Genomic DNA, 24,642 nt, shown 5'->3' with positions numbered 1-24,642 from the left:
CGGCACAGCCCCCCCCGCAAGAGGTGTCATGGGTTGCGGCGCGGCCGCAAGGGCAGCGTCATCATCGGATTTACGCGACTTCCTTCAGGATCTTCCCGATCTGTTCGAAGATCTGGCCGATCTGGGCTTCGTCGATGATCAGCGGGGGCGACACGGCGATGATATCGCCGGTATAGCGCACCATCAGGCCGCTGTCGAAGCACTTCTGGAAGACCTCGCCGGCGCGTGCGCCCGGTGCGCCCGCGCGCGGCGACAGTTCAATGCCGGCAACCAGGCCCAGGTTGCGCACGTCGATGACGTGCGGCGCGCCCTTCAGGCTGTGCGCGGCTTCCTGGAACGCGCCCGACAACTTGCGGGCGCGGCCGAACAGGTCTTCGCGGCGGTAGATGTCCAGCGTGGCCAGGATGGCGGCGGCGGCCAGCGGGTGCGCCGAATAGGTGTAGCCGTGGAAGAATTCAATGCCGCCCGCCGGGCCGTTGACGATGGCGTCGTGGACTTCGCGCTTGACCGCAACCGCGCCGGCCGGCACGGCGGCGTTGCTGACGCCCTTGGCCATGGCGATGATGTCCGGCGTGACGCCGAAGAATTCGGACGCGGTGGCGGCGCCCAGGCGGCCGTAGGCGGTGATGACTTCGTCAAAAATCAGCAGGATGCCGTGCTTGGAGGTAATTTCGCGCAGCTTTTCCAGGTAGCCCTTGGGCGGAATCAGCACGCCGGTGGAGCCGGCCATGGGCTCGACGATCACGGCGGCGATGGTGGAGGCGTCGTGCAGCGCCACGATGCGTTCCAGCTCTTCGGCCAGGTTGGCGCCCCACGCGGGTTGGCCCTTGGAGTAGGCGTTCTGCTCCAGGTTGTGGGTGTGCGGCAGATGGTCAACCGAGGGCAGCAGCGCGCCCGAGAAGGTCTTGCGGTTGGTCGAGATGCCACCGACCGAAATGCCGCCAAAGCCCACGCCGTGATAGCCGCGTTCACGGCCGATCAGGCGGGTGCGCTGGCCGTCGCCGCGCGCGCGGTGATAAGCCAGTGCAATTTTCAGGGACGTGTCGACGGATTCGGAACCCGAGTTCGTGAAGAAGACGCGGTCCAGCCCTTGGGGCATCAGGCTGGCGACTGCGGTGGCGGCTTCGAAGGCCAGCGGGTGGCCCAGTTGGAAGCCCGGCGCGTAGTCCATGATGCCGGCCTGGCGGGAGATGGCCTCGACGATTTCCTCGCGGCCGTGGCCGGCGTTGACGCACCACAGGCCGGCGGTGCCGTCCAGGATCTGACGGCCATCGGCCGAGGTGTAGTACATGCCTTTGGCCGTTGCCAGCATGCGCGGGTGGGCCTTGAACTGCTTGTTGGCAGTGAAGGGCATCCAGAGATGGGACAAGTCGGGCAAATTGGCGGGGGCGTTCATGGCGGCTCCAGGGAGAACGAAACGGCTGCGCAGCAAGGGAAAAGGCGCTGCCGCCGGGATTCAGTTGATTCTGGTCCGTCCCAGGGGGAATGAAAATATACGATCTGCGCAAAGGCCGCTAACTGTATAGTCACGAGTGGCTCAACTGTACAGTTATCGTCGTGATTGATTTCCAGCCCAACCGCGCTCGCGGACTGGCGCCCACTCTGGTGGAACAACTGGTGGCGGCCATCCTGCGCGCCATTGAAGAACAAACCCTGCGTCCGGGTATGTCCCTACCCTCGGTGCGCGAGTTCGCGCGCCAGTACGGCGTCAGCACCTTCACCGTGGCCAGCGCCTATAGCCGGCTGGTGTCGCTGGGTTGGCTGGCCGCGAGGCCGGGTGCGGGCTATCGGGTGGCCTCGCCGGACGCACCTGCGCGCCGTGGCGAACCGCTGTCATGGGAACCGCCGCGCCTGAATGCGGGCTGGCTGCTGTCCGACATCTTTGCCGACCACTCCATCCCCATCAAATCGGGCTGCGGCTGGTTGCCAGGGGAATGGCTGAATGAAGAGGGGTTGCATGTGGCTCTGCGCCACATGGGCCGGGTGCCGGCGATGCGCATCGCCAATTACGGGCACCCCTACGGTTATGCGCCGCTGCGCGAAACCATCGCGGCCAGTTTGAGTGCACAAGGGATGGAGGTGGAGGCGTCACAGGTGCTGCTGACCCAAGGGGTCACGCATGGCCTGGACATGGTCATCCGCACCTTGCTGCGGCCGGGCGACACGGTGGTGGTCGAGCAGCCCGCCTACGCCAACCTGTTGCAGCTGCTGCGGCTGGCGGGGCTGCGGGTGGTGTCGGTACCGCGCACGGTGGACGGGCTGGACTGCGAAGCGCTGGAGCGCGTGGCGGCGCTGCATCGGCCGCGCGCGCTGTTCATCAATACCGTGTTGCAGAACCCGTCGGGCGCCAGCATCGGCATGGCCAATGCGTTCCGTATCTTGCAAGCGGCCGAGCGGCATGGCTTGTGGGTGATTGAAGACGATATCTCGCGCGAACTGGCGCCGGGCGTGACGCCGATGCTGGCAGCGCTGGATGGTGCGCAGCGGGTGGTTTACCTGGGCGGGTATTCCAAGGTGATCAGCCCGTCGGTGCGCGTGGGGTATGTGGTGGCGCACCGCGACCTGGTCCGGGATATTGCGCGCACCAAGATGGCGGTGGGACTGACGTCGCCGGAGATCATGGAGCGCATCGTGCACCAGGTGATCCGCGAAGGCCGCTATCGCGCGCACATCGCCCGCACCCGCGAACGGCTGGCCGAGGCGCATGGGGTGGTGGCCGAGCAGATGCGGCAACACGGTTTCGAGATCCATGGCCGGCCGCAAGGTGGTTTGTTTCTATGGGCGAAGGTGGCCGGAACGTGGCGCGAGCGTGGCGCCAATGGCTTGGCCGAGCTGGCGTTGAAGGACGGCATCTGGCTGGCGCCGGGGTCGTATTTCGACGTGGACGAGGCGGACACGCCCTGGGTACGTTTCAACGTGGCGTATTCCGAGGCGCCGGCGTTGTGGCGGTTCATGCGGAATGCGGGCGCGGCCTAAATCGGTAGGATGGGTGAAGCGCGGCACAGCGGTCAGAAAAATCCCATCGCTGCCCGCGCGCAACCCATCAGCCCGGCCCCCCGCACCCCTCACCGCTCATAAACCACAAAATCGTATTCATAGCCGTTCTCCGCCGGCTGCGCGTCACGCGCCGTTTCCTTCCACTGAAACGACGGCAACAACGGAAAGAACGCGTCGCCTTCCACATCGGCGTGCACTTCCGTCGCCAGCACCCGTTGCGCCATCGGCAGCGCTTGCGCGTAGATCTGCGCGCCGCCGATCACGAAGGCTTCCTGCACATCGCCGCACGCGGCGATAGCGGCTTCCAGCGTCGGCACCACGGTGGCGCCGGCTGCACTGAAATCCGGGTTACGGCTGATCACGATATTGCTGCGGCCCGGCAGCGGGCGGCCCAGGGAATCCCAGGTCTTGCGGCCCATGATGATGGGGTGGCCCAGCGTGCTGCGCTTGAAATGCGCCAGGTCGCCCGGCAGTTTCCAGGGCAGGGTGTTATCGCGTCCGATGACGCGATTGGTGGAGTAGGCGACGATCAGGGTAAGGCTGGCGGGCATGCGGGTTGGCTACGGTTGGGGCGGGGCCGGAAGTCGGCCCGCGCGACGGCGTAAGCGTAGCAAATTCGGTTGTCCGTCGGGGCGTCCGCAAGGAGGCGTCCACCCAGCACCGGCTCCGCCGGCACCACCCTCACCGCTAGGCACCGGCCCCGCCGGCGCCGCACTCACCATCAGGCACCGGCCCCGCCGGCACCACCGACGCCGCCTCAGTTTGCCGCGTGTTCCAGGAATTCGGTCGCGGGCATCGGCCGGCCCAGCAAAAATCCTTGCAGCGAATCACAGCCCAGCCCCGTCAGGAACTTCTGCTGCGCGGCGGTTTCCACGCCCTCGGCGACGATGCGCAGGTTCAACTGCTGCGCCAACGCGACGATGGCCGCCACGATCGCCGCATCCTCGTTGTCGTTTTCCAGTTGATTCACAAAGCCGCGGTCGATCTTCAATTCCGTCGCCGGCAGGCGCTTCAGATACAGCAGGCTGGAATAGCCGGTGCCGAAATCGTCGATCGAAATCGTGACGCCCAGGCCCGACAGGCGCTTGAGCACGGCCAGGCTGGCCTCGGCGTCGCGCATGGCGGTGGACTCGGTGACTTCCAGCGTCAGGCAGGAAGGGGGCACATCGTGCCGCGCCAGCGCGCCGCGCACCGTTTCCACCAGGCTGGCGTGGGCAAACTGCAAGGCTGAGATATTGACGGCGATGGTCCAGTGCGACTGGCCGGCGTTGATCCATTCCCGCATCTGCCGGCACGCCTCGTTGATCACCCATTCGCCGATCGACAGGATCAAGCCCGTCTTTTCAGCAGTGGGAATGAACTGGTCCGGCCCGACCAGACCGCGCGTGGGATGGTTCCAGCGCAGCAGCGCCTCGGCGCCGATGATCGGCCCGGCGGGGGCTTCATATTTGGGCTGATAGTGCAGCACGAACTGGTCGCGCTCCTGCGCCTGGCGCAGGTCGTGCAGCAGCTCGATCTGCTCATGCGCGTCCGCGTTCATGGACGGCTCGAAGAAGCTGTAGCCGGTGCCGCCCAGGCGCTTGGCGTGGTACATGGCGGCGTCGGCGTTGGTCAACAGCGTGTGGGTGTCTTCGCCGTCGTTCGGGTAGATGGCGATGCCCACGCTGGAGGTCACCAGCACTTCGTGGCCATAGACCATGACCGGGCGCGCGATGGCTTCGATCAGCCGGTCGGCCACGTTGGCGGCGTCGGTGGGCTCGATGACTTCGCTTAGCACGATGAATTCGTCACCGCCCAGGCGCGCGACCGTGTCCTGCGTGCGCAGGGCTTGGCGGATGCGCTGGGCCAGGTCGATCAGCAAGGCATCGCCCGTGTGGTGGCCGTAGGCGTCGTTCACCGCCTTGAAACCGTCCAGGTCAAAGAACAGCACGGCGAAATAGCCCTTGCGCCGGCTCGCGCTCTCGATGGCCTGCTCCATGCGGTCTTCCAGCAGGATACGGTTGGGCAGCTTGGTCAGCGTGTCGTGCAGGGCCAACTGCACCAGTTCTTCATTGGCTTCGGCTAGGGATGAAGCCAGCGCCGACGTGCGCGCCTCCAGCCGGTTGTCCAGCACCGCCACCACCAGCGCAATCGCCAGCACGCTCAGGGTCACGGCCGTCACGGCGATGGCCAGCCAGCCCGCCGAGATCCCGCCATCGGCCGCCATGCAGATGCTGCCGGCGGGGAAGCCGGCGGCTTCCATGCCCGAATAATGCATGCCGACGATGGCGATACCCATGACCACCGACGCCAGCGGCCGCGACAAGGCCACGCGCGGTCCGTCGTGGCGCAGCCGGTAGGTAATCCATAGCGCGGCGCCCGAGGCCACGACCGCAATCACGATGGACAGCGCGAACCACTTCGCGTCGTAGACGATACCGGGCGCCATCCGCATGGCGGCCATGCCCAGATAGTGCATCGCGGCGATCCCGGCTCCCATCAGCAGCGCGCCGCTGAGCAAGCGGCGCCAAGGCAGTTCGTCCTTGCACACGATCCATAGCGCAAAGGCCGAGCAGCCGATGGCGATGGCCAGCGACAGTATCGTCAGCGGCAGGTCGTAGCCCATCGGGATGGGCAGATTGAAGGCCAGCATGCCCACAAAGTGCATCGACCAGATCCCGACGCCCATGGCGAACGCGCCGCCCGCCAGCCAATAGCGCGCCGCCGGCAGCCCGTTCGAGGCCCGCACACGGTTGGCCATGCCCAACGCCGTATATGACGCCAGGATGGCGACCCCTAGAGATACGAGGACGAGCGAAGGGTTATAAGTTCCAACGAGCATTTGTGCGGTCCTGTCCTAAGCGCTTACTGCCGACGCGCCGGCCTCAAATCAAATCAATTAGTAGTCAACAGTTGCAATTGGGTCGCAAGACGATTGCTGCTGTCGACGCTGGCGATCTACGTACTCTCTTGTCGGGAAGGGGGATGTGGCAAGCATTGCCTGCGGTCGATGCCGCCGGGCGCGCCACGCGGTAGCGCGGCAAGTGGCAGGCGCGGCGCGGCATGAGCCGGTCGGAAGCCTGGGCGCGCGCGGGGGTCTGGACGCGCGTCCTGGGCTAAGGGATGGGTTATACCGAAATCGCGCTTCCAGAAGCTCACCAATCTTCACTTATGGCTCGCGAGCCCGGTATGGCCGGGCCGCCGAAGGACCGGCAAGCCGAGCGCGATCTTACACGGCCATGGGGGCGGTGAGCGGCGCGTGATGGGTGTAGCCGGACAGGGAGAAGTCGGTCGGTTCCACCTTTTCCAGCCACTCCGGTTCATAGCGCCCGGTGACGGCGAAATCAGGGATGCGGTCGGACAGCACCAGCTTGGGCGATTCGTAGGGCTCGCGGGTAAGCTGTTCGCGCAGCATCGGCAGGTGATTTTCGTAGATGTGCGCGTCGCCGATGAAGTAGGTGAACCAGCGCGGCGTGTAGCCGGTCAGGCGACCCACCAGATGCAGCAGCGCGGCGCCTTCCGTCAGATTGAACGGCGTGCCCAGGCCCACGTCGTTTGAGCGGATATACAGGCACAGCGAAATCTCGCGCGTCGTCGCGTTGGGCAGGAACTGGTACAGCAGGTGGCAGGGCGGCAGCGCCATTTCTTCGATCTGGGCCCAGTTCCAGCCATGGAACAGGATGCGGCGGTCGCCCGGGCGCTCGTGGATGGTGTCCAGGCACTGGCGCAACTGGTCCACCGCTTTATATAGCAGTACCTTCGGCACGCCGCCTTCTTCCAGGTCCGCGACCTTGGCGTAACCGCGCGCCAAGGCATCTTCAACCTGGGCCGGTCGGCTGGCGTCCAGCAGCTTGTACGCAGGCCATTGGCGCCATTGCACGCCGTACACGGGGCCCAGGTCGTCCGGGCCTTCCCGGTACGGGTTGGCCAGCCACTGGCTGTTTTCATTGGCGTTCTGGTCCCAGACCTTGCAGCCCAGTTCACGGAATTCGGCCGCGCTGCGCGAGGCACGCAGGAATCCGACCATTTCGCCGATGGCGGATTTGAAGGCCAGTTTCTTGGTGGTGACGGCGGGAAAGCCTTTTTGCAGGTCGAATCGCAACGAGGCGCCCGGCATGCTGATTGTGCGGATGCCCGTCCGGTTTTCCTGCCACGAGCCGGTGTCCAGGATGGATTGGACGAGGTCTAGATATTGTTTCATGGCGGTCCTCAGGCTGCGGCCGGCGCGTCCTGGGTGTCGACGATTTCGACCGAAAAGGTCATCGCCGCGGTTTTCTCAAGCATGGCCGAGGCCGAGCAGTACTTTTCGTGCGACAACTGCACGGCGCGTTCCACCGCCGCCTGGGGCAGGTTGCGGCCCGTGACGGTGAAGGCGAAATGGATGCGGGTGAAGACCTTGGGGTCGGTTTCGGCGCGATCCGCTTGCAGCTTGACGCTGCAACCGGTGACGGCGTGGCGTCCACGCTTCAAGATCAGTACCACGTCGTAGGCCGTGCAGCCGCCGGTGCCGGCCAGCAGCATTTCCATCGGGCGGGGCGCCAGGTTGTGTCCGCCGCCGTCAACGGCGCCATCCATCACGGCCACATGGCCGCTGCCAGTGCTGGCGGTAAAGAGCATGCCGTTGGGGCCGCCCCAGTCTATCGTGCATTCCATTTTGAGTGTCCTTCCACATTGCGCGCAGTCAATGGCCGATGATACCCGTTGCGTACAATTCCAGGCATGAGAGCCCCGCCCCGCATCAGGGGTGTGTGCTCAGTCTTGCAGAGGAGTCGCCCATGCCCATCGCCATGTCCCAATCTGGAACTGTTTCCTTGCGCCGTCGCGTCGGCCCCCTGGATGCCCTGCTGGCCGAAGCGGACCGCGCCTTGCGTGTCTTGTCCAACAGCGCCACGGCCGGACGGCCGTATCCCGCCAAGACGCCGGAAGCGCCCGACACGCTGTCGGCAGAGGAAAAGCGCCACGCCGCCGGGTTGATGCGCGTTAACCACGTGGGCGAAATCTGCGCCCAGGCGCTGTATCGCGGCCAAGCCTCGGTGTGCCGTGAGCCCGCCCCGCGCGCGCTGCTGCTGAATGCCGCGGCCGAGGAAGTGGATCATCTGGTCTGGTGCAACGAGCGCCTGACGGAATTGAACAGCCGACCCAGCCTGCTGAACCCCGTCTGGTACGCCGGCTCGTTCGCCCTGGGCGTGCTGGCCAGCGCCGCCGGCGTGCCGCGCAACCTGGGTTTCATGGCCGAAACCGAAAAGCAGGTCGAGGCCCATCTGGAAGAGCATTTACGCACCTTGCCGGTGCAGGACGAACGCTCGCGTGAGGTCGTCCGGAAGATGAAAGACGACGAAGCGGAACACCGGGCCAGCGCCGAGCGGGCAGGGGGCGTACCACTGCCTGGCCCTGTAAAGACGGCCATGCGGGCGATGTCCAAAGTGATGACGACGACGGCGTACTGGATCTGAAGCAGGACGGTTTGGTCGCGTTTTGCGGCAATGTTGCGATGCACCAATGTGGCCGCATCGTGGTGCGAGACGCACCAAGCTGGTGCATGAATCCAGGCGGGATTACCCGACACCGACGAGGGTAAATCCCCAAGGGGTTTACCCGTTCGGCAAAAACCCTTTTTTCGGCCAAGTCATTTGTTAGCGCGGGTTTCCAAGGGGTGGGCGCTAGATTTGCAGCGAAAACGCAACGCAGAAATTGACCTTTTACAGACATCAAAAAAATTCTTGCATCGCACAAAAAACCTCGTTAATATTCACACATCGGATGTTGAAACGCAGTCGGCGCGGTGCAAAACCCCGACAGCAAAGCGAGCAGAAGGTCAGCTCCCAACATGCCACGGTTGTCTCCTCCACCCTCCTCCTTTGGTGGATTTAGCCCGAGATCTCACGATCTCGGGCTTTTTTTTGCGTGCATTTAATCCGTCCCTTTTTTAAGTGATGGACCCGTCGGGCGCCTGGGAAGGACAACGCCTCCACCCTATGGAGGCCTCCGCGTTTTCCCTGGGATATTTCGTATGCGCCCAGGCGGAAAGATCTACAATCGCCTGCATGAATCCTGGACTTCCGCGCGGAAGAACGCCCCTGACCCGGGAGTTACGTTTCGTGCCCGTGAATTGCACTTCCTTATCCCTCCCATATATGGGCGTTACACCTGCCCCCGATAATGGCGGGCCTGTCTCCATAGACCAAGAAAGGTGATCGAGTGACCTGGCTGTATATCTGCGTGGTCGCGTTCATGGTGGGGGGACTCATCGTGTGGTCGGAGCGCTGGCATGGCCGCTTCACCGGCGACAGCGACCTCAACAAACCGCAAGCGAACCATTCCCGAGCCACGCCCCGCGTTGGCGGCCTGGCCGTACTGGCCGGCACCCTGCTGGGCCTGCTGGTGCTGGGCCCCGCCAACATGACGCTGACCTGGCTTTGGCCGGCGTTGTTCGTTGCCGCATTGCCGGTCTTCGTGGCCGGCCTGCTCGAAGACATCACCAAAGACATCGGCGCCCGCAAGCGCTTGCGGGCGGCTTTCCTGTCGGCGGCGATTGCCTGGTGGCTGTTGGGCGGCGTCAGCCGTGTCGGCATGGCCCCGGTGGATTACGTGCTGTCGTACTGGCCCGTATCGCTGCTGTTCACCATGTTTGCCGTTGGCGGCTGTACCCATGCGCTGAATATCGTGGACGGCATGAACGGCCTGGCCGGCATGGTCGCCACGCTGATGGCGGTGTCGATCAGCCTGGTGGCGCTGCAAGTGGGCGACGTGCCCATCTTCATGATCGCGGCCGCCCTGGCGTCCGCCACCCTGGGCTTTCTGGTCTGGAACTTCCCGTTCGGCCGCGTCTTCCTGGGCGACGGCGGGGCGTACTTCCTGGGCTTCATGCTGGCCGAGCTGGCCGTGTTGCTGGTGGTGCGCAATCCGTCGGTGTCGCCTTTCTATGCGCTGGCCGTGCTGTTCTACCCCGTTTTTGAAACCGGCTTTTCAATCTGGCGCCGCCGCTTCAAGCGTGGCGTGCCGGTTGACCAGCCGGACGCGCTGCACCTGCACCAACTGGTGTTCCGTCGGCTGGTCCGCGTGACCTTCAGCCGTGGCCGCCGCCATGCGGTGCCGGCGCTGTGCAACGCGATGGCGTCGCCCTACATGTGGGTGCTGGCGCTGATCGGCCTGGTGCCGGCCACCATCTGGTGGGACAACGCGTGGGCCTTGGGCGCCAGCCTGGTGGTGTTCGCCAGCGTCTACGTCTGGCTGTACGCCCGCCTGGTGTCCTGGCGTCGCCCGGGGTGGCTGCTGTTGCCGTCCGTGTTGAAGACCTCGGATTAAGTGTTGAGTGCCCCGGCGACTGCCGCCGGGGGCTCGTGAATCATCAATCACCCGACCATATTTAGAATGCCGTAAACGTCTTACGGTGAAGGGAGAGTTATGTTGCGAATTCAGGATGTGAAACTCGCTGTCGTGGGCCTGGGCTACGTCGGTCTGCCCTTGGCGGTGGAGTTCGGCAAGAAGCGTTCGGTCATCGGGTTTGATATCAATACGCGCCGTATTGACGCCTTGAAAGCGGGCCACGACCACACGCTGGAAGTCAGCGATGAAGAGCTGGCCGAAGCCGCTCAGCTGAGCTACACCGCCGACCGCGCCGAACTTGGCCAGGCGAACGTGTTCATCGTGACCGTTCCCACGCCCATCGACGAATACAAGCAGCCGGACCTGACCCCGCTGGTCAAGGCCAGCGAAACGATCGGCGCGGTGCTCAAGCGCGGCGACATCGTCATCTATGAATCCACCGTGTATCCCGGCGCCACCGAAGAAGATTGCGTGCCGGTGCTGGAACGCGTGTCGGGCCTGAAGTTCAACGTGGATTTCTACGCGGGCTACAGCCCCGAGCGTATCAACCCGGGCGACAAGGAACACCGCGTCAGCACGATCAAGAAGGTCACCTCTGGCTCCACGCCCGAAGTCGCCGAACTGGTCGACCAGCTGTACAAGGAAATCATCACTGCCGGCACGCACAAGGCGTCCAGCATCCGCGTGGCCGAAGCCGCCAAGGTGATCGAGAACACGCAGCGCGATGTGAACATTGCGCTGATCAACGAACTGGCCCTGATCTTCAATAAGATGGGCATCGATACCGAAGCCGTGCTGCAAGCCGCGGGCACCAAGTGGAACTTCCTGCCGTTCCGCCCGGGTCTGGTCGGCGGCCACTGCATCGGTGTGGACCCGTACTACCTGACGCACAAGGCGCAGTCCATCGGCTACCACCCCGAGATCATCCTTGCCGGTCGTCGCCTGAACGATTCGATGGGCGGCTACGTGGTGTCGCAATTGGTCAAGTGCATGACCAAGCAGCGTATCCATGTGCAAGGCGCGCGCGTGCTGGTCATGGGCCTGGCCTTCAAGGAAAACTGCCCCGACCTGCGCAACACCCGCATCGTTGACATCGTCAGCGAGCTGCGCGACTACAACGTCGATGTGGACGTCTACGACCCGTGGGTCGATCCCGACGAAGCCGTGCACGAATACGGCCTGACCCCGGTGGCCAAGCTCGAAGAAGGCAAGTACGACGCCGTGATCCTGGCGGTGGCGCACAATCAATTCAAGGCCATGGGCGCCGAAGGCATCCGCAAGCTGGGCAAGTCGCAACACGTGCTGTATGACCTGAAGTACGTGCTGTCGCCCGCCGAATCCGACCTGCGCCTGTAAGGATTTCGCCATGACGACTCGCTATGAAACCATCAAGCAGGAACTGGCCGCCGCGCCGCGTAAATGGCTGGTAACGGGCTGCGCCGGCTTTATCGGCTCGAACCTGCTGGAAACCTTGTTGAAGTTGGACCAGACCGTCATCGGCCTGGACAACTTCGCCACCGGCCACCAACGCAATCTGGATGAAGTGCGCAACTCGGTCACGGCCGAGCAATGGGCGCGCTTCACCTTCGTGGAAGGCGATATCCGTGACTTGGCCGCTTGCCAACGCGCGGCCGAGGGCGTGGACTTCGTCCTGCACCAGGCCGCCCTGGGTTCCGTGCCGCGTTCGCTGAAAGACCCGATCACCACCAACGAGGTGAACATCGGCGGCTTTCTGAACATGCTGGTCGCCGCGCGCGACGCCGGCGTGAAGTCCTTTGTCTACGCCGCGTCCAGCTCGACCTACGGCGACCACCCGGCCTTGCCCAAGGTTGAAGAAAACATCGGCAAGCCGCTGTCGCCCTACGCCGTCACCAAGTACGTGAACGAGCTGTACGCCGACGTGTTCGCGCGTTCCTACGGCTTTGAAACCGTGGGCCTGCGTTACTTCAACGTGTTCGGCAAGCGCCAGGACCCGGACGGCGCCTACGCCGCCGTGATCCCGAAGTGGACCGCCGCCATGATCAAGGGCGAAGACGTCACCATCAACGGCGACGGCGAAACGAGCCGCGCCTTCTGCTTTGTGGACAACGCGGTTCAGGCCAACCTGCTGGCCGCCATGGCGCCGCCCGAAGCCCGCAACCAGGTCTACAACGTGGCCGTCAGCGGCCGCAGCACCTTGAACGACCTGTTCGGCTTTTTGGTCAAGGCCCTGGGCAACCAAAACGTGAACTATGGCAAGCAAGCCGTCTACGCGGATTTCCGCGCCGGCGACGTGCGCCATTCCCAGGCTGACGTCAGCAAGGCGGGTCGACTGCTGGGCTACGCGCCTTCGCACACCGTGCTGCAAGGCCTGGAAGTGGCCATGCCCTGGTACACGCAATTCCTGCGTTGATTTGAAAGCACTCGTCCGCAAACTCGGCAACATCCACCCGGACCACCAGCGCATCTTCAAGGGCGCGTTCCGGGTGGCGGTGTTTCTGCTGCTGGGCAAGGCGGCCGGCGCCATCAAAGAGATGGCGGTGGCGTACCGCTACGGCGTCAGCGACGCCGTGGATGCCTACCAGTTCACGATGACCATGGCCACCTGGCTGCCGGTCACCATCGTGGGCGTGCTGTCGGTGGTCTTGATTCCCGTGCTGGTGCGCCTGCGCCGCGCGGACGACGCCGAACGCGACCAATTCATCAAAGAACTGCAAGGCTGGGTGGCCGCGGCCGGTATCGCGCTGGCCATCGCAACCTGGTTCGCCTGGCCGTATGTTGTGGACGCCTTGGGCAAGGGCTTGCCCGAGCGCGTGCGCGGCATGACGGGCGACCTGCTCATCGCCTTCGCCCCGGTGTCGGCGTTGCTGCTCATCGCCGGCATCAGCGCCGCGCGACTGCGCGCGCATGAACGCCACGTCAATACCTTGCTGGACAGCGTGCCCGCCGTGGCGACATTGGCCTGGGTCATGCTGGCCGTCAGCGCCGACGGCGTGGGCCCGCTGCTGTGGGGCACGCTGGTGGGCTATGCCATCCAGACCGTGTGGCTTGCCTGGCTGGCCGCGCGTGCCGATGGCGGGTTCTGGGGCTCGCCACGGTTGACGCTGCGGTCGCCGCACTGGCCCGAACTGATGGGCGCGGCCGGCGTCATGCTGATCGGCCAGGTGGCGATGAGCTTTGTCGGCCCGCTGGACCAGTACGCCGCTGCCAACCTGGGCGCCAACGCCAACGCCACGCTGGGTTATGCCAGCCGTTTGTTGTCGTTGCTGCTGGGCATCGGCGCGGTGTCGGTCGGGCGCGCAGCGCTGCCCGTGCTGGCCGATGTGCAAGCGCGCGGCGATACGGCCCGCGCGCGCAGCATGGCGCTGAAGTGGTCCGTGCTGATGGTGGGCGCGGGCGCCGTGGTCGTCGCCATCGGCTGGGTGCTGGCCCCGTGGGGCGTGGCCGTGCTGTTCGAGCGCGGCGCCTTCACGGCTGAAAACACCGAAGTCGTCGCGCATGTGCTGCGCTGGGGCCTGTTGCAACTGCCTTTCTATTTTGGCGTGCTGATCCTGGTGCAATTGCTGGCCAGCCAGAACCGCTACCGCATCATGGCCGCCATCGCCGTGGCCAACTTTGCGCTGAAAGCGGTGTTGAACACCGTGCTGGCGCCCAAGATGGGCGCGGCCGGCATCATGCTGGCAACCAGCCTCATGTATGTGCTGTCCTTCGCGTGCTACCTGGTGGTGGCCCTGCGCAAGGCCGAACCCAAAGAGGCCGATTGAATGTCCGACGCCGACTCCGGCCGCGCATTGCGCGTGCTGCTGTTTATTCATTCGCTGCATGGCGGCGGCGCTGAGCGCGTTGCCGCGGACCTGAGCGCGCACTGGGCCGGCATGGGCCGCGAGGTCATGGTGGTGACCCAGGCCAGCGCGGACGGCGACGTCTACGCGCTGCATCCCAAGGTGCGCCGCGAAGTCCTGCATACGGCGGGCGAGGGTGGCGGCTTGCGCGGCATCTGGAGCAACGTGCAGCGCGTGCGGGCGCTGCGCCGCGTGGTCAAGGAATTCCGCCCCGACATCGTGCTGGGCATGATGACCACGGCGTCGGTGCTGTCGGTGCTGGCGTGCGCGGGCATACCGTGCCGGGTCATCGCCACGGAGCACACGCATCCGCCGTCGCAGACGCTGTCCGGTCTGTGGCAGCGCTTGCGCCGCATCACCTACCCGCGCGCCGCGCGAGTCGTCGCGCTGACCCGTGGTACGGCCGACTGGATCGAACAGCACGTGCCGGGCTCGCGCCTGGCTGTCATCCCCAACCCGGTGCATTGGCCCTTGCCGCGCGCCGAGCCCTTGTTGGCGCCGCCCACGTCCGATGGCCGCAAGCGCCTGCTGGCGGTTGGCCGGTTGCACGCGGACAAGGGGTTTGACCTGCTGATCCAGGCGTTTGCCGCGCTGGCCCCATCGCATCCGGATTGGGATCTGGTTATTCTGGGCGAAGGCCATGAACGCGGCGCGCTGCACGCACAAGTCGACCAGGCCGGCCTGGCCTCGCGTATCTTGATGCCCGGCCGCGCCGGCAATGTGGGCGACTGGTACGACAGCGCCGACTTGTATGTGCTGACCTCGCGCTTTGAGGGGCTGTCCAATACCTTGCTTGAATCCATGGCCAGCGGCTTGGCCGCCGTCTCGTTCGATTGCGATACCGGACCGCGCGAGATCGTGCGCGACGGCATCGACGGCGTGCTGGTGCGGCCCAATGGCGATGTACCGGCCTTGTGCAAGGCGCTGTCCGATGTGATGGAAAACGACGCAAGGCGCCAGCGGATGGCGCAAGCGGCAACCGATGTGCGCGACCGCTTTTCCGCCGCGCGCGTGTTGCAGCAATGGCAAGAACTTTTTGACGGCGTGCGCAAGCCGGGCCACTAGGGTCCGCGCGGCGCGCGCCGTTGCTACGGTGACCACGAGAACCTCATCATGTGTGGAATAGTCGGAATTTGGGGCCCCATCGGGAACAAGGAGCGCGTGCTGGCCGAAAGCTGCCGTCGCATCCGCCATCGCGGGCCGGACAGCAACGGCTTCTGGGAAGACCCGGAAGCCGAAGTGGCGCTGGGGCACGTGCGCCTGGCCATCCTGGACCTGACCGAAGCTGGCCATCAACCCATGACGTCCGCTTGCGGCCGTTATGTGATGGTGTTCAACGGCGAGATCTACAACCACCTGGACATCCGCCAGCAGCTTGAGAAATCAGGCCTGGCGCCGTCCTGGCGCGGCCATTCCGATACCGAAACGCTGCTGGCCGGCTTCACCGCGCTGGGCATCGAGGCCACCTTGCAGGCCGCGGTCGGCATGTTCGCCATTGCCCTGTGGGATCGCGCGTCGCGCAAGCTGATGCTGGCGCGCGACCGCATGGGCGAAAAGCCGCTGTACTACGGCTATTCGGGCGCCGAGCTGGTGTTTGCATCCGAGTTGAAGGGCCTCATGCCCATCCCCGGATTCGGCCGCGACCTGAACCGCAACGCGCTGGCCTCGTTCATGCGCCACAACTATATTCCGGCGCCGCAATCCATCTACCAGGGCATTGCCAAGCTGCCTCCGGGCACCTGGGTGGAGTTCACCGCCGACGACACCCGCAGCCGCCGCATGCCGGAACCGCGCGTGTATTGGTCCGCGCGCGAAGCGGCCGACAGCGCGGCCCGGTCGCCGCTGTCGTTCGGGTCCGACGCCGAGGCTGCCCAGGCGCTGGAAAGCGTGCTGTCCAAGGCAGTGGGCGGCCAGATGCTGTCGGACGTCAGCCTGGGCGCCTTCCTGTCGGGCGGGATTGACTCGTCCACCATCGTGGCGTTGATGCAGGCGCAAAGCGCCAAGCCGGTACGCACCTTCGCCATCGGTTTCCACGAGAAAGGCTACGACGAGGCGCAGCACGCCAAGGCCGTCGCCACGCATCTGGGCACCGACCACACCGAGCTCTACGTCACCGCGGACGACGCGCTGGCGGTGGTGCCGTCGCTGGCCGACATGTACGACGAACCGTTCGCCGATTCGTCGCAGATTCCCACGTCGCTCGTCACCAAGATGGCGCGTCAGCACGTCACCGTAGCCCTGTCGGGCGACGGCGGCGATGAACTCTTTGGCGGCTATTCGCGCTACTTCCGCGTGAATAACTGGTGGCAGCAGTGCGAGCGCGTGCCCGCGATGCTGCGCATGCCCGCTGGCGCGATGCTTTCCGCAACCACCCACCTGCCCGGGCGCGGCGCCTGGCGCGGCAAGGTCGGCAAGCTGGGCGAGCTGCTGCGCGCCGATACACGCGGCGACTTCTATCGCCACTTCGTGTCGTACTGGGCCGACCCCACGCAGGTGGTCAAGGGCGGCGTGGAACCCGTGTCGGAATTTGCGCGCGACATGCAGGGCTCGACCTTCGAAGCCATGATGAAGCTGGACACGATTACCTATCTGCCCGATGACATCCTGGTCAAGGTGGATCGTGCCGCCATGGCGGTGAGCCTGGAGACGCGCGTGCCGCTGATCGACCATCGCGTTTATGAATTCGCCTGGAGCCTGCCGCATCAGTACAAGGTGCGCGGCAACACCGGTAAATGGCTGCTGCGCCAGGTGCTGCATCGCCATGTGCCGCAGGCGCTGGTGGACCGCCCCAAGCGCGGCTTCGCCGTACCGCTGGCCGCCTGGCTGCGCGGGCCGTTGCGCGAATGGGCCGATGCGCTGCTCGACCCCGCCCGGCTGCGCCAGGAAGGCTGGTTCGAACCCGAGCCCATCCTGCGCAAATGGCGCGAACACACCTCGGGCCATCGCAACTGGGACAGTCACCTGTGGGGCGTGCTGATGATGCAGGCCTGGCTGGACCGCTATCGTGCCGCACCGGATCAAGGGGGAACGATTGGGAGTCGTTAACGCATGAAAATATTGATGTTGGTCAGTTCCATGCACGCGGGCGGCGCCGAACGCGTCGCCGCAACGCTGGTGAATGCCTGGGCCGAACGCGGCGACACCGTCACGCTGACGCCTACCTATTCGTCGAAGGGCACCTGCTTTTATCCCGTGTCGGACAAGGTCACCCTCGCCTGGCTGGCCGATATCGCCGGCACCAGAGCATCGGGCGGCATGGCCGCGTTCAAGCGCCTGATGGCTTTGCGCAAGCACATCCGCGACACCAAGCCCGATGTGGTCGTGTCTTTCCTGACCAACGTCAACGTGGCCGCCATCCTTGCCACGCGGGGCCTGGGCGTGCCGCTCATCGTTTGCGAACGCACCAACCCCGTGGCCGAAACCACCACCGGCACGGTGTGGCGCAAGCTGCGCCGCTTGCTGTATCCGCGCGCCGACATGGTGACGGTGCAAGCCGAAGACACCGCCGGCCCGTTCTCGCGTCAGGTGCCGGGCATCAAGCGCCTGGCCGTCATTCCCAACCCCTTGCCCGCGCCCTTGCTCGACGCGCCGCGCGTGGTTCAACGGGAAGACGATGGCCCGCGTGAATTGTTGGCGATGGGCCGTCTGGTGCCCGACAAGCAGTTCGATCTGTTGATCAATGTGTTCGCGCAATTGGCGCCGTCGCACCCCGACTGGAACCTGCGTATCTGGGGCGAAGGCCCCGAGCGCGCGCCGCTGGAGGCACAGATTGAAAAGCTGGGCCTGCAATCGCGCGTGAGCCTGCCGGGCCGCACCGAAGCGCCGTGGGAAGAACTCGCGCGCGGCCAGGCTTTTGTGCTGAGCTCGCTGGTGGAAGGCTTTCCGAATGTCTTGCTGGAAGCCATGTCGCTGGGCCTGCCTTGCGTGGCTTTCGACTGCCCCAGCGGCCCTCGCGAAATGACGCGCGACGGCCAGGACGCCTTGCTGGTGCCCGCCGGCGACGCCAGTGCCTTGCAAGACGCCCTGCAGCGCGTCATGAGCGACCTGATGCTGCGTCGGCAACTGGGCGCGCGCGCCGCTACGGCCGTGCGCCAGCGCTACGCCCTGGATACGGTGCTGTCCGAATGGGATGAACTGTTCGACGCAGTGCGGGAGGGGCGATGAGCACCCCCGCCTTGCGCGTGCTGCATGTCATCACCGGCCTGGGGCAGGGCGGCGCGGAATCCGTGTTGATGCGCTTGGCGACGTACCCGGAAACGGGCGTGTCGCACACGGTTGTGTCGCTGACTGACGAAGGTATCTATGGCGAGCGCCTGCGCGCCGCCGGCGTACCCGTGCATGCCTTGGGCATGAAACGCGGGCGTGTAAGCGCAAGCGGCTTTTTGGCGTTACGCCGGCTGATTGCCACCCAGCGCCCAGACGTCGTGCAGACCTGGATGTATCACGCGGACCTGATCGGCGGCCTGGCCGCGCGGATGGCCGGCGTGCGCGCGGTCGCCTGGGGCATCCGCAATTCGGGCGCGCATCTTGAACGCAGCAGCCGGTCGGCGCGCCTGGTCTTGCGCGCTTGCGCATGGCTGTCGGGCAGCGTGCCGCGCGCCATTGTCTGCGCCGCCCAGAATGCGGCCGAACGGCACGCCGAACGCGGCTACCGGCGCGACCGCATGGTGGTGATTCCAAACGGCTACGACCTGTCGCGCTATGCGCCCGACGCACAAGCCCGCACGCGCATGCGCGCGCAGTGGGGGCTGTCGGAAGACGCGCCCGTGATCGGCAGCGTGGCGCGTTGGGATCCGCTGAAAGACCACGCCAACCTGCTGCGCGCCGTGGCCGCGCTGGTGCGCGATGGCCGCGACGGCGGCTTGCGCTGCGTGCTGGTCGGGCGCGGCATGACGGCCGACAACGCCGAGCTTGGCGCCCTGATCGACAAGCTGAACCTGCGCGACCGCCTCATCCTTGCCGGCCCCAGCGACGACGTGCCCGCCGTGATGAACGGCCTGGACGTGCACGTGCTGTCCAGCTGCGCCGAGGGCTTTCCCAACGTGGTGGCCGAGGCCATGGCCTGCGGTGTTTACTGCGTGGTGACGAACGTGGGCGACGCCGCCTACATCGTTGCCGACACCGGCGTCGTCGTGCCCCCCGAGCAAGCCGAGGCGCTGGCGCGCGGCATCGAGACCGCCTTGTGCGACGTGGCTGCGCGCGGCCACGGACGCGCGGGCGAGGCGGGCCGCGCGCGCGTGTTGGAAAACTTTGATCTGGCGCGCATGGTGCAGCATTACCTCACCGTATGGCGCCGCATTGCCGGAGACCAGGCATGAGCCGTCGCCTGATGTTCGTCGTCAACAACCCCACGTTCTTCATGTCGCATCGCGTGCCGGTGGCGCTGGCCGCGCAGCAAGCGGGCTATGACGTGCATGTGGCCACGATGGATGGCCCCGCCGTGGCCGACATCCAGGCGCTGGGCATGACCCATCACGCCATTCCGATGACGCGCAGCGGCAAGCATCCTTTGCAGGAATTGGGCACGCTGCTGGCGCTGGTACGCCTGTTTCGCCGCGTGCGTCCGGACGTGGTGCACCTGGTCACCATCAAGCCCGTGCTGTACGGCGGCATTGCCGCGCGCATTGCCCGCGTGCATGGCATGGTGGCGGCGATTTCCGGCCTGGGCTTCGTGTTCCTGTCCAATTCCCTGAAGATGCGGCTGGTGCGCGCCGTGGTGGCGCGCCTGTACCGCGTGGCGCTGGGTCATCCGAACAGCCGCGTGATTTTCCAGAACGCCAATGACCGCGACCTGCTCAAGTCACTGGGTGCGGTGCGCGATGAACAGGTCGTCATGATTCGCGGCGCGGGGGTGGACCTGGATGCTTATCGCGCGTCGCCCGAACCGCCTGCGCCGCCCGTCGTGGTGACCATGGTGGCGCGCCTGTTGCGCGACAAGGGCGTGCGCGAATTCGTTGAGGCGGCGGCCATGCTGCGCGCGCGCGGCGTGCCGGTGACCATGCAACTGGTGGGTGGGCTGGATGCGGGCAACCCCGCGTCGGCCACGCAGCAAGAGGTGGACGCCTGGCAGCGCGACGGCGCCGTGCAGGCCTTGGGCGAACGGTCAGACATTGCCGAGCTATACGCGGCCAGCCATATCGCCGTGCTGCCTTCGTATCGCGAGGGTTTGCCGAAATCCTTGATCGAGGCCGCGGCATGCGGGCGCGCCGTGGTAACGACCGACGTGCCGGGCTGCCGCGACGCCATCGAACCCGGCCAGACCGGGCTGCTGGTGCCAGTGCGCGACGCGCAGTCGCTGGCGGACGCCATTGCGCGCCTGGCCGAGGACGCCGCCTTGCGTCAACGCATGGGCGCGGCGGGGCGTGCGCTGGCCGAGAGTGAATTCGACATCAAGCGCGTTGCCCGCGTCCATGTGGAACTCTACGACGCCCTAGGTGCTTGATCGGCAGATACGGCTGATACGGCTGATACGGCGAATTCGGCGGGGTCGGCGGGTTTGGATTCAGGATTGATTGAGCCCGCCTAGCGCCCGCGCGCGATCGCGTCGATCCAGAAACGGGTGGACGGGTCTTGCTGGCTGGTCTGCGGCGCATCCAGCTCACGCATGATGTTCTTGGCCAGCGCCTTGCCGAATTCCACGCCCCATTGGTCAAACGGGTTGATGCCCCAGATAACGCCTTGCGCGAACACTTTGTGTTCGTACAAGGCCAGCAGCGCGCCCAAGGTATAGGCCTCCAGGCGCGGCAGCACGATCAGCGACGACGGACGGCCACCCGGATGCACCCGATGCTGCGCAAGCAGCCGCGCGCGCGCTGGATCGCTTTCCGTGGCCGAGGTTTCGGCCAGCGCCTCGTCGAAGGACTTGCCCCGCAGCAGCGCCGAACGCTGCGCCAGGCAGTTGGCAATCAGCAGCTCATGGTGGCGCGCATAGGCGTGGTCGGGCTGCTCGCAAAGAATGAAGTCCACCGGCGCGCCCATGGCGTCCTGGTGCATCCACTGAAAGAACGTGTGCTGACAGTCGGTGCCGGCCATGCCCCAGACGGAGGGGCCGGTCGGCACGCCGACGGGGCTGCCGTCTTCAGTGGCGACTTTGCCCAGTGATTCCATTTCCAACTGCTGCGCCCAGGGCACCAGGTGAACCAGCCGCGAGTCGTAAGGCGCAATCACCAGCGAGTCATAGCCCAGCACGCTGCGGTTGACCACGCCGGCCAGCGCCAGTTGCAGCGGCGCGTTCTCTGCGTTTGGGGCGGTGCGGAAATGTTCGTCCATGGCCGCGGCGCCCGCCAGCAACTGATCGAATGCATCGTTGCCCAAGGCCAGCGCGATGGGCAGGCCAATGGCGGACCATAGCGAATAACGGCCGCCAACCCAGTCCCAGATCTGGAAGATGTGGTCGGGCAAGATGCCCAGGTTAAGCGCGGCTTCCACGTTGGCGGTGATCGCCACCACCTGCTTGATGGGGTCGGCCACGCCGGCGTCGCGCAGCCAGTTCATGGCCACTTCCGCATTGGCCAGCGGCTCGGTCGTGGTGAACGATTTGGACGCGACGATGACCAGCGTGTCGTGCGGATCCAGCCGGCTCATGGCGTCGGCAACGGAATGCGAATCCACGTTCGACGCAAAGCGCACCTCGCGCCGCGCGCCGCCATGGCGCAGCGCTCGGTTCACCAGGCGCGGCCCCCAATCGCTGCCGCCAATGCCCAGGTGCAGGACGTAACCGTAGCGGTCGGCGCGGTCGGCCTCGCGCACGAATTCGCGCAAGCGGTCTCGTTCGGCCTGCACGGCGTTGGCTACCGCGGCGGGCGGCTCGGCCGCGCGCAAGGCGGTGTGCCAGGCGGCGCGTCCTTCCGTCCAGTTGGCGTGGCCGCCGTCGAACAGCGTGGCGCGGGCGGCGTCGAACTGCTGCTGGGCCAGCAGCGCTTCAGACGCCGCGTGCAGGGCGGGCGAGTGCGCCTGGGTGCTTAGATCCAGGCGCAGGCCCGGGGCGGTGATCACCCTGAGTTGTTCGCCGCGCAGGGGCGCGGCTTTGGCCGCTGTGGTGAATGCTTGCCAGGCTGGGCTGTTCGGTAGCGACATGAGCGGGTCAGAACGGCAGTTTGGCTTCTGGCGCAAGCTTGCCCAATTCGCGGCGGAAGTCGGCCTGGATGCGTTGCAGGGCTTCGGCGTTCTCGGCTTCAAAGCGCAGCACCACGACGGGCGTGGTGTTCGACGGGCGGGCCAAGCCAAAGCCGTCGGCGTATTCGGCGCGCACACCGTCGATGGTGATGACACGCTTGGCGTCGGCGAATTGTCCCTGTTCCTGCAAGGCCTTCACCAGCGTGAACGGCTGGCCTTCTTCCATTTCCAGTTTCAGTTCGGGCGTGGAAACGTCTTGCGGCAAGGCTTCCAGGGGCGCGCAGGCATCGGCTTCGCGCGACACGATTTCCAGCAAACGCGCGCCGGTGTACAGGCCATCGTCAAAGCCGTACCAGCGTTCCTTGAAGAAAATGTGGCCGCTCATTTCGCCGGCCAGGGGCGCGCCGGTTTCGGCCAGCTTGGCCTTGACCAGCGAATGGCCGGTTTTCCACATCAGCGGCACACCGCCCGCGGCTTGCACGGACAGGCCCACGTGGCGGCTGCACTTGACGTCGTAGATGATGGTGGCGCCGGGGTTGCGGTCCAGCACATCGCGCGCGAACAGCACCAGTTGGCGGTCCGGCCAGATGATCTGGCCCGATTTCGTGACCACGCCCAGTCGGTCGCCGTCGCCGTCGAACGCCAGGCCCAGTTCGCAGTCGGTCTCGGCCACGCACTTGATGAGGTCTTGCAGGTTCTTGGGTTCGGCGGGGTCGGGGTGATGGTTGGGGAAGGTGCCGTCCACTTCGCAAAACAGTTCGGTGACTTCGCAGCCCAGCGCGCGGAACAGTTGCGGGGCCACCGCGCCGGCCACGCCGTTGCCGCAGTCGATCGCGATTTTCATGGGGCGGGCCAGCTTCACGCCGGAAGCCACGCGCGCGATATAGGCGGCGACCAGGTCCAGTTGGCGGCGCACGCCGGGGCGTTCGGCCGGGGCCGGGCTCGTGCCGTTCATGGCGGCGCCCAAGGCCAGCACGTCTTCGCCATACAGGGCGCGGCCGCCCATCATCATCTTGAAGCCGTTGTACTTGGGCGGGTTGTGGCTGCCGGTGATGGCCACGCCGGACCCGGTCTGCATGATGTTCGCGGCAAAGTACACCAGCGGCGTCGGCACCATGCCCACATCCAGCGTGTCTACCCCGCCTTCCTGCATGCCTTCCTGCAAGGCGTCGGACAGCATTTCGCTGCTTAGGCGGCCGTCACGGCCCACCACCAGGGTCTGCACGCCTTCGTCACGCGCGCGGGCGGCCAGTGCCACGCCCAAGGCGCGCGCAAATGTCGCGTCGATCAGGTCCGGCACCGTGCCGCGAATGTCATAAGCCTTGAAGACAGAAGCGGGAAATTGCGTGTTGTTGTTACCCACGACGATTCCTTGAGTAGGGAGTTGCAGCGCCAGTTTTGATGGGGCTAATGGTAAACCCGCATATCAAAACCCGCCCGGGTTAAGCATCAAAAGTGAATTATCCCCCATTAGCGCATGGCCCTCATCCGACGGGAGCAGTAGGACGTCTTAGGGGTGGCGCCCGCCCTGGATTGGTGCGTAGCACGTGGCATGTCGCCTTGATCCGGTGCGCATCGAAAGGGGGGACGGGGCCGCTCCGGGGGGCGCGCGCATGGCACACAATTTGCTCGTCATCCGAAGGTGATACGCTTGCGCTGCAAGCAGAATGACAGGAGGGGCCATGGGTGCCAAAGTTTCCACTGTGATGTCATCGGGGCGCGCCACCAGCCGGCGCGGTCCTCCCACGGACTACGCCGGGCCGGGCGCTGGCCAGGAACGCCGGCTTGATATCCATGTGTTCGTATCCGAGACGGGCGAAATGGTCGCGGGCCGCGCGTGGGAACGCTGCGTCTGGCGCGAGGCCCGTGTGCTGATCGCCGAATGTCCCGCTCCGCATCTGCCGGCTTCCATCGAGGCCGCCTTGCGTGGCGTCGCCACCGAGGTCGCCCGCGACCGTGGCTGGCAAGGTACCGGGGCCGTGGCCTTCTCCCTGGACGACCGCAGCGGCGTATTCCGCGTGATCAGCGCCGACGTGCAGCCGCATGCCGGCGCCATCGCGGCCAGCCCCGACGCCCTGGGCGCGCACGCCCTGGAAATGCGTATCGACGGCTGCGTCGATCGCCGCCTGCCTTGCACCCGGTTGCTGGTGTACGGCGCCACGCGCGGCGAGGCTCTGCGCCGTGCCTACCGCGCGCTGTCCGAAATGCCCGGCCCGGCTGGAATCGACCGCGCTTTCCTGATGAACCGCATCGCCTCCCGGGCGTATTGCTCGGGCCTGACCGGCACCCGGCTCGACCAGGCCGTCGGCTAGCGCGGCGCTTTCAGCCCGCGCGATTCCGCCCCTACAATAGCCCGCACATCCCTATCCCCAGCCTGGGCGCGTCCCAGGCCATTTCTGTGCGG

19 protein-coding genes are annotated in these 24,642 nt (G+C 65.8%); 12 read left to right on the top strand and 7 right to left on the bottom strand.

Annotated elements, in window-relative coordinates; translation table 11 throughout:
* Positions 1-70: 70 nt before the first annotated feature.
* Positions 71-1,396, bottom strand: a complete 1,326-nt coding sequence (gene aptA / locus ACE04A_RS22390) for an omega-aminotransferase AptA (protein WP_259250322.1) — start codon at positions 1,394-1,396, stop codon at positions 71-73.
* A gap of 161 nt (positions 1,397-1,557) precedes the next feature.
* Here aptA and ACE04A_RS22385 point away from each other — a divergent pair, with 161 nt between their 5' ends.
* A complete protein-coding gene (locus ACE04A_RS22385; RefSeq protein ID WP_259250321.1) occupies positions 1,558-2,976 on the top strand; it encodes an aminotransferase-like domain-containing protein in 1,419 nt (472 codons plus the stop codon).
* Between the two features lie 89 nt (positions 2,977-3,065).
* Here the strand turns inward: ACE04A_RS22385 and ACE04A_RS22380 are convergent, their stop codons facing one another.
* The 4 genes from ACE04A_RS22380 to ACE04A_RS22365 form a co-directional block, all read right to left on the bottom strand.
* Positions 3,066-3,548, bottom strand: coding sequence for a dihydrofolate reductase (locus ACE04A_RS22380; RefSeq protein ID WP_259250319.1), 483 nt, complete (start codon positions 3,546-3,548; stop codon positions 3,066-3,068).
* Between the two features lie 206 nt (positions 3,549-3,754).
* Positions 3,755-5,818 carry a putative bifunctional diguanylate cyclase/phosphodiesterase gene (locus tag ACE04A_RS22375; RefSeq protein WP_448716466.1) on the bottom strand — a complete coding sequence of 688 codons (2,064 nt, stop codon included), beginning with the start codon at positions 5,816-5,818 and terminating at the stop codon, positions 3,755-3,757.
* Between the two features lie 387 nt (positions 5,819-6,205).
* Complete coding sequence (locus ACE04A_RS22370) at positions 6,206-7,177, bottom strand: thymidylate synthase (RefSeq protein ID WP_259250316.1); 972 nt, start codon at positions 7,175-7,177, stop codon at positions 6,206-6,208.
* 8 nt (positions 7,178-7,185) lie between these two features.
* Positions 7,186-7,629, bottom strand: a complete 444-nt coding sequence (locus ACE04A_RS22365) for an OsmC family protein (RefSeq protein WP_100854429.1) — start codon at positions 7,627-7,629, stop codon at positions 7,186-7,188.
* Between the two features lie 122 nt (positions 7,630-7,751).
* Between ACE04A_RS22365 and coq7 the strand changes: the two genes are divergently transcribed.
* The 10 genes from coq7 (at position 7,752) to ACE04A_RS22315 (ending at position 20,565) form a co-directional block, all read left to right on the top strand.
* The gene (gene coq7, locus ACE04A_RS22360) at positions 7,752-8,429 is read left to right on the top strand and encodes a 2-polyprenyl-3-methyl-6-methoxy-1,4-benzoquinone monooxygenase (protein ID WP_167400971.1); all 678 of its coding nucleotides are present in this window, start codon (positions 7,752-7,754) and stop codon (positions 8,427-8,429) included.
* A gap of 745 nt (positions 8,430-9,174) precedes the next feature.
* Complete coding sequence (locus ACE04A_RS22355; protein WP_485820536.1) at positions 9,175-10,281, top strand: MraY family glycosyltransferase; 1,107 nt, start codon at positions 9,175-9,177, stop codon at positions 10,279-10,281.
* 99 nt (positions 10,282-10,380) lie between these two features.
* Entirely contained in the window at positions 10,381-11,658 is a 1,278-nt protein-coding gene (gene tviB, locus ACE04A_RS22350) for a Vi polysaccharide biosynthesis UDP-N-acetylglucosamine C-6 dehydrogenase TviB (protein ID WP_259250310.1), read from the top strand.
* A 10-nt stretch (positions 11,659-11,668) separates the two neighbouring features.
* Positions 11,669-12,694 carry an SDR family oxidoreductase gene (locus ACE04A_RS22345; RefSeq protein WP_485820535.1) on the top strand — a complete coding sequence of 342 codons (1,026 nt, stop codon included), beginning with the start codon at positions 11,669-11,671 and terminating at the stop codon, positions 12,692-12,694.
* Between the two features lies 1 nt (position 12,695).
* Complete coding sequence (gene murJ / locus ACE04A_RS22340) at positions 12,696-14,045, top strand: murein biosynthesis integral membrane protein MurJ (protein WP_448716461.1); 1,350 nt, start codon at positions 12,696-12,698, stop codon at positions 14,043-14,045.
* A complete protein-coding gene (locus tag ACE04A_RS22335) occupies positions 14,046-15,188 on the top strand; it encodes a glycosyltransferase family 4 protein (protein WP_448716459.1) in 1,143 nt (380 codons plus the stop codon).
* A 48-nt stretch (positions 15,189-15,236) separates the two neighbouring features.
* Positions 15,237-17,168 carry an asparagine synthase (glutamine-hydrolyzing) gene (gene asnB / locus ACE04A_RS22330; RefSeq protein ID WP_485820534.1) on the top strand — a complete coding sequence of 644 codons (1,932 nt, stop codon included), beginning with the start codon at positions 15,237-15,239 and terminating at the stop codon, positions 17,166-17,168.
* Positions 17,169-17,171: 3 nt separating this feature from the next.
* On the top strand, positions 17,172-18,287 hold the full coding sequence (locus ACE04A_RS22325; RefSeq protein WP_447991580.1) for a glycosyltransferase family 4 protein: 1,116 nt from the start codon (positions 17,172-17,174) through the stop codon (positions 18,285-18,287).
* Positions 18,284-19,441, top strand: coding sequence for a glycosyltransferase family 4 protein (locus tag ACE04A_RS22320; protein WP_447991578.1), 1,158 nt, complete (start codon positions 18,284-18,286; stop codon positions 19,439-19,441). Before ACE04A_RS22325 ends, ACE04A_RS22320 begins: the two co-directional genes overlap by 4 nt.
* On the top strand, positions 19,438-20,565 hold the full coding sequence (locus ACE04A_RS22315) for a glycosyltransferase family 4 protein (RefSeq protein WP_448716457.1): 1,128 nt from the start codon (positions 19,438-19,440) through the stop codon (positions 20,563-20,565). The genes ACE04A_RS22320 and ACE04A_RS22315 overlap by 4 nt, the downstream gene beginning before the upstream one ends.
* An 80-nt stretch (positions 20,566-20,645) precedes the next feature.
* Here the strand turns inward: ACE04A_RS22315 and pgi are convergent, their stop codons facing one another.
* Both pgi and ACE04A_RS22305 read right to left on the bottom strand, forming a co-directional pair.
* Positions 20,646-22,199: a glucose-6-phosphate isomerase gene (pgi, locus tag ACE04A_RS22310; protein WP_485820533.1), complete on the bottom strand. Its 1,554-nt coding sequence runs from the start codon at positions 22,197-22,199 to the stop codon at positions 20,646-20,648.
* Positions 22,200-22,206: 7 nt separating this feature from the next.
* Entirely contained in the window at positions 22,207-23,601 is a 1,395-nt protein-coding gene (locus tag ACE04A_RS22305; RefSeq protein ID WP_438857532.1) for a phosphomannomutase/phosphoglucomutase, read from the bottom strand.
* A gap of 319 nt (positions 23,602-23,920) precedes the next feature.
* On the opposite strand from ACE04A_RS22305, the gene ACE04A_RS22300 reads away from it, so the two are divergent.
* A complete protein-coding gene (locus ACE04A_RS22300) occupies positions 23,921-24,550 on the top strand; it encodes a BPTD_3102 family carboxylase-like protein (protein WP_404976378.1) in 630 nt (209 codons plus the stop codon).
* Positions 24,551-24,642: the final 92 nt, after the last annotated feature.

Source organism: Achromobacter colocynthidis, assembly GCF_057334535.1.
Note: the sequence above shows the minus strand (reverse complement) of the source record. Positions and strands in the feature narration are given on the sequence as shown.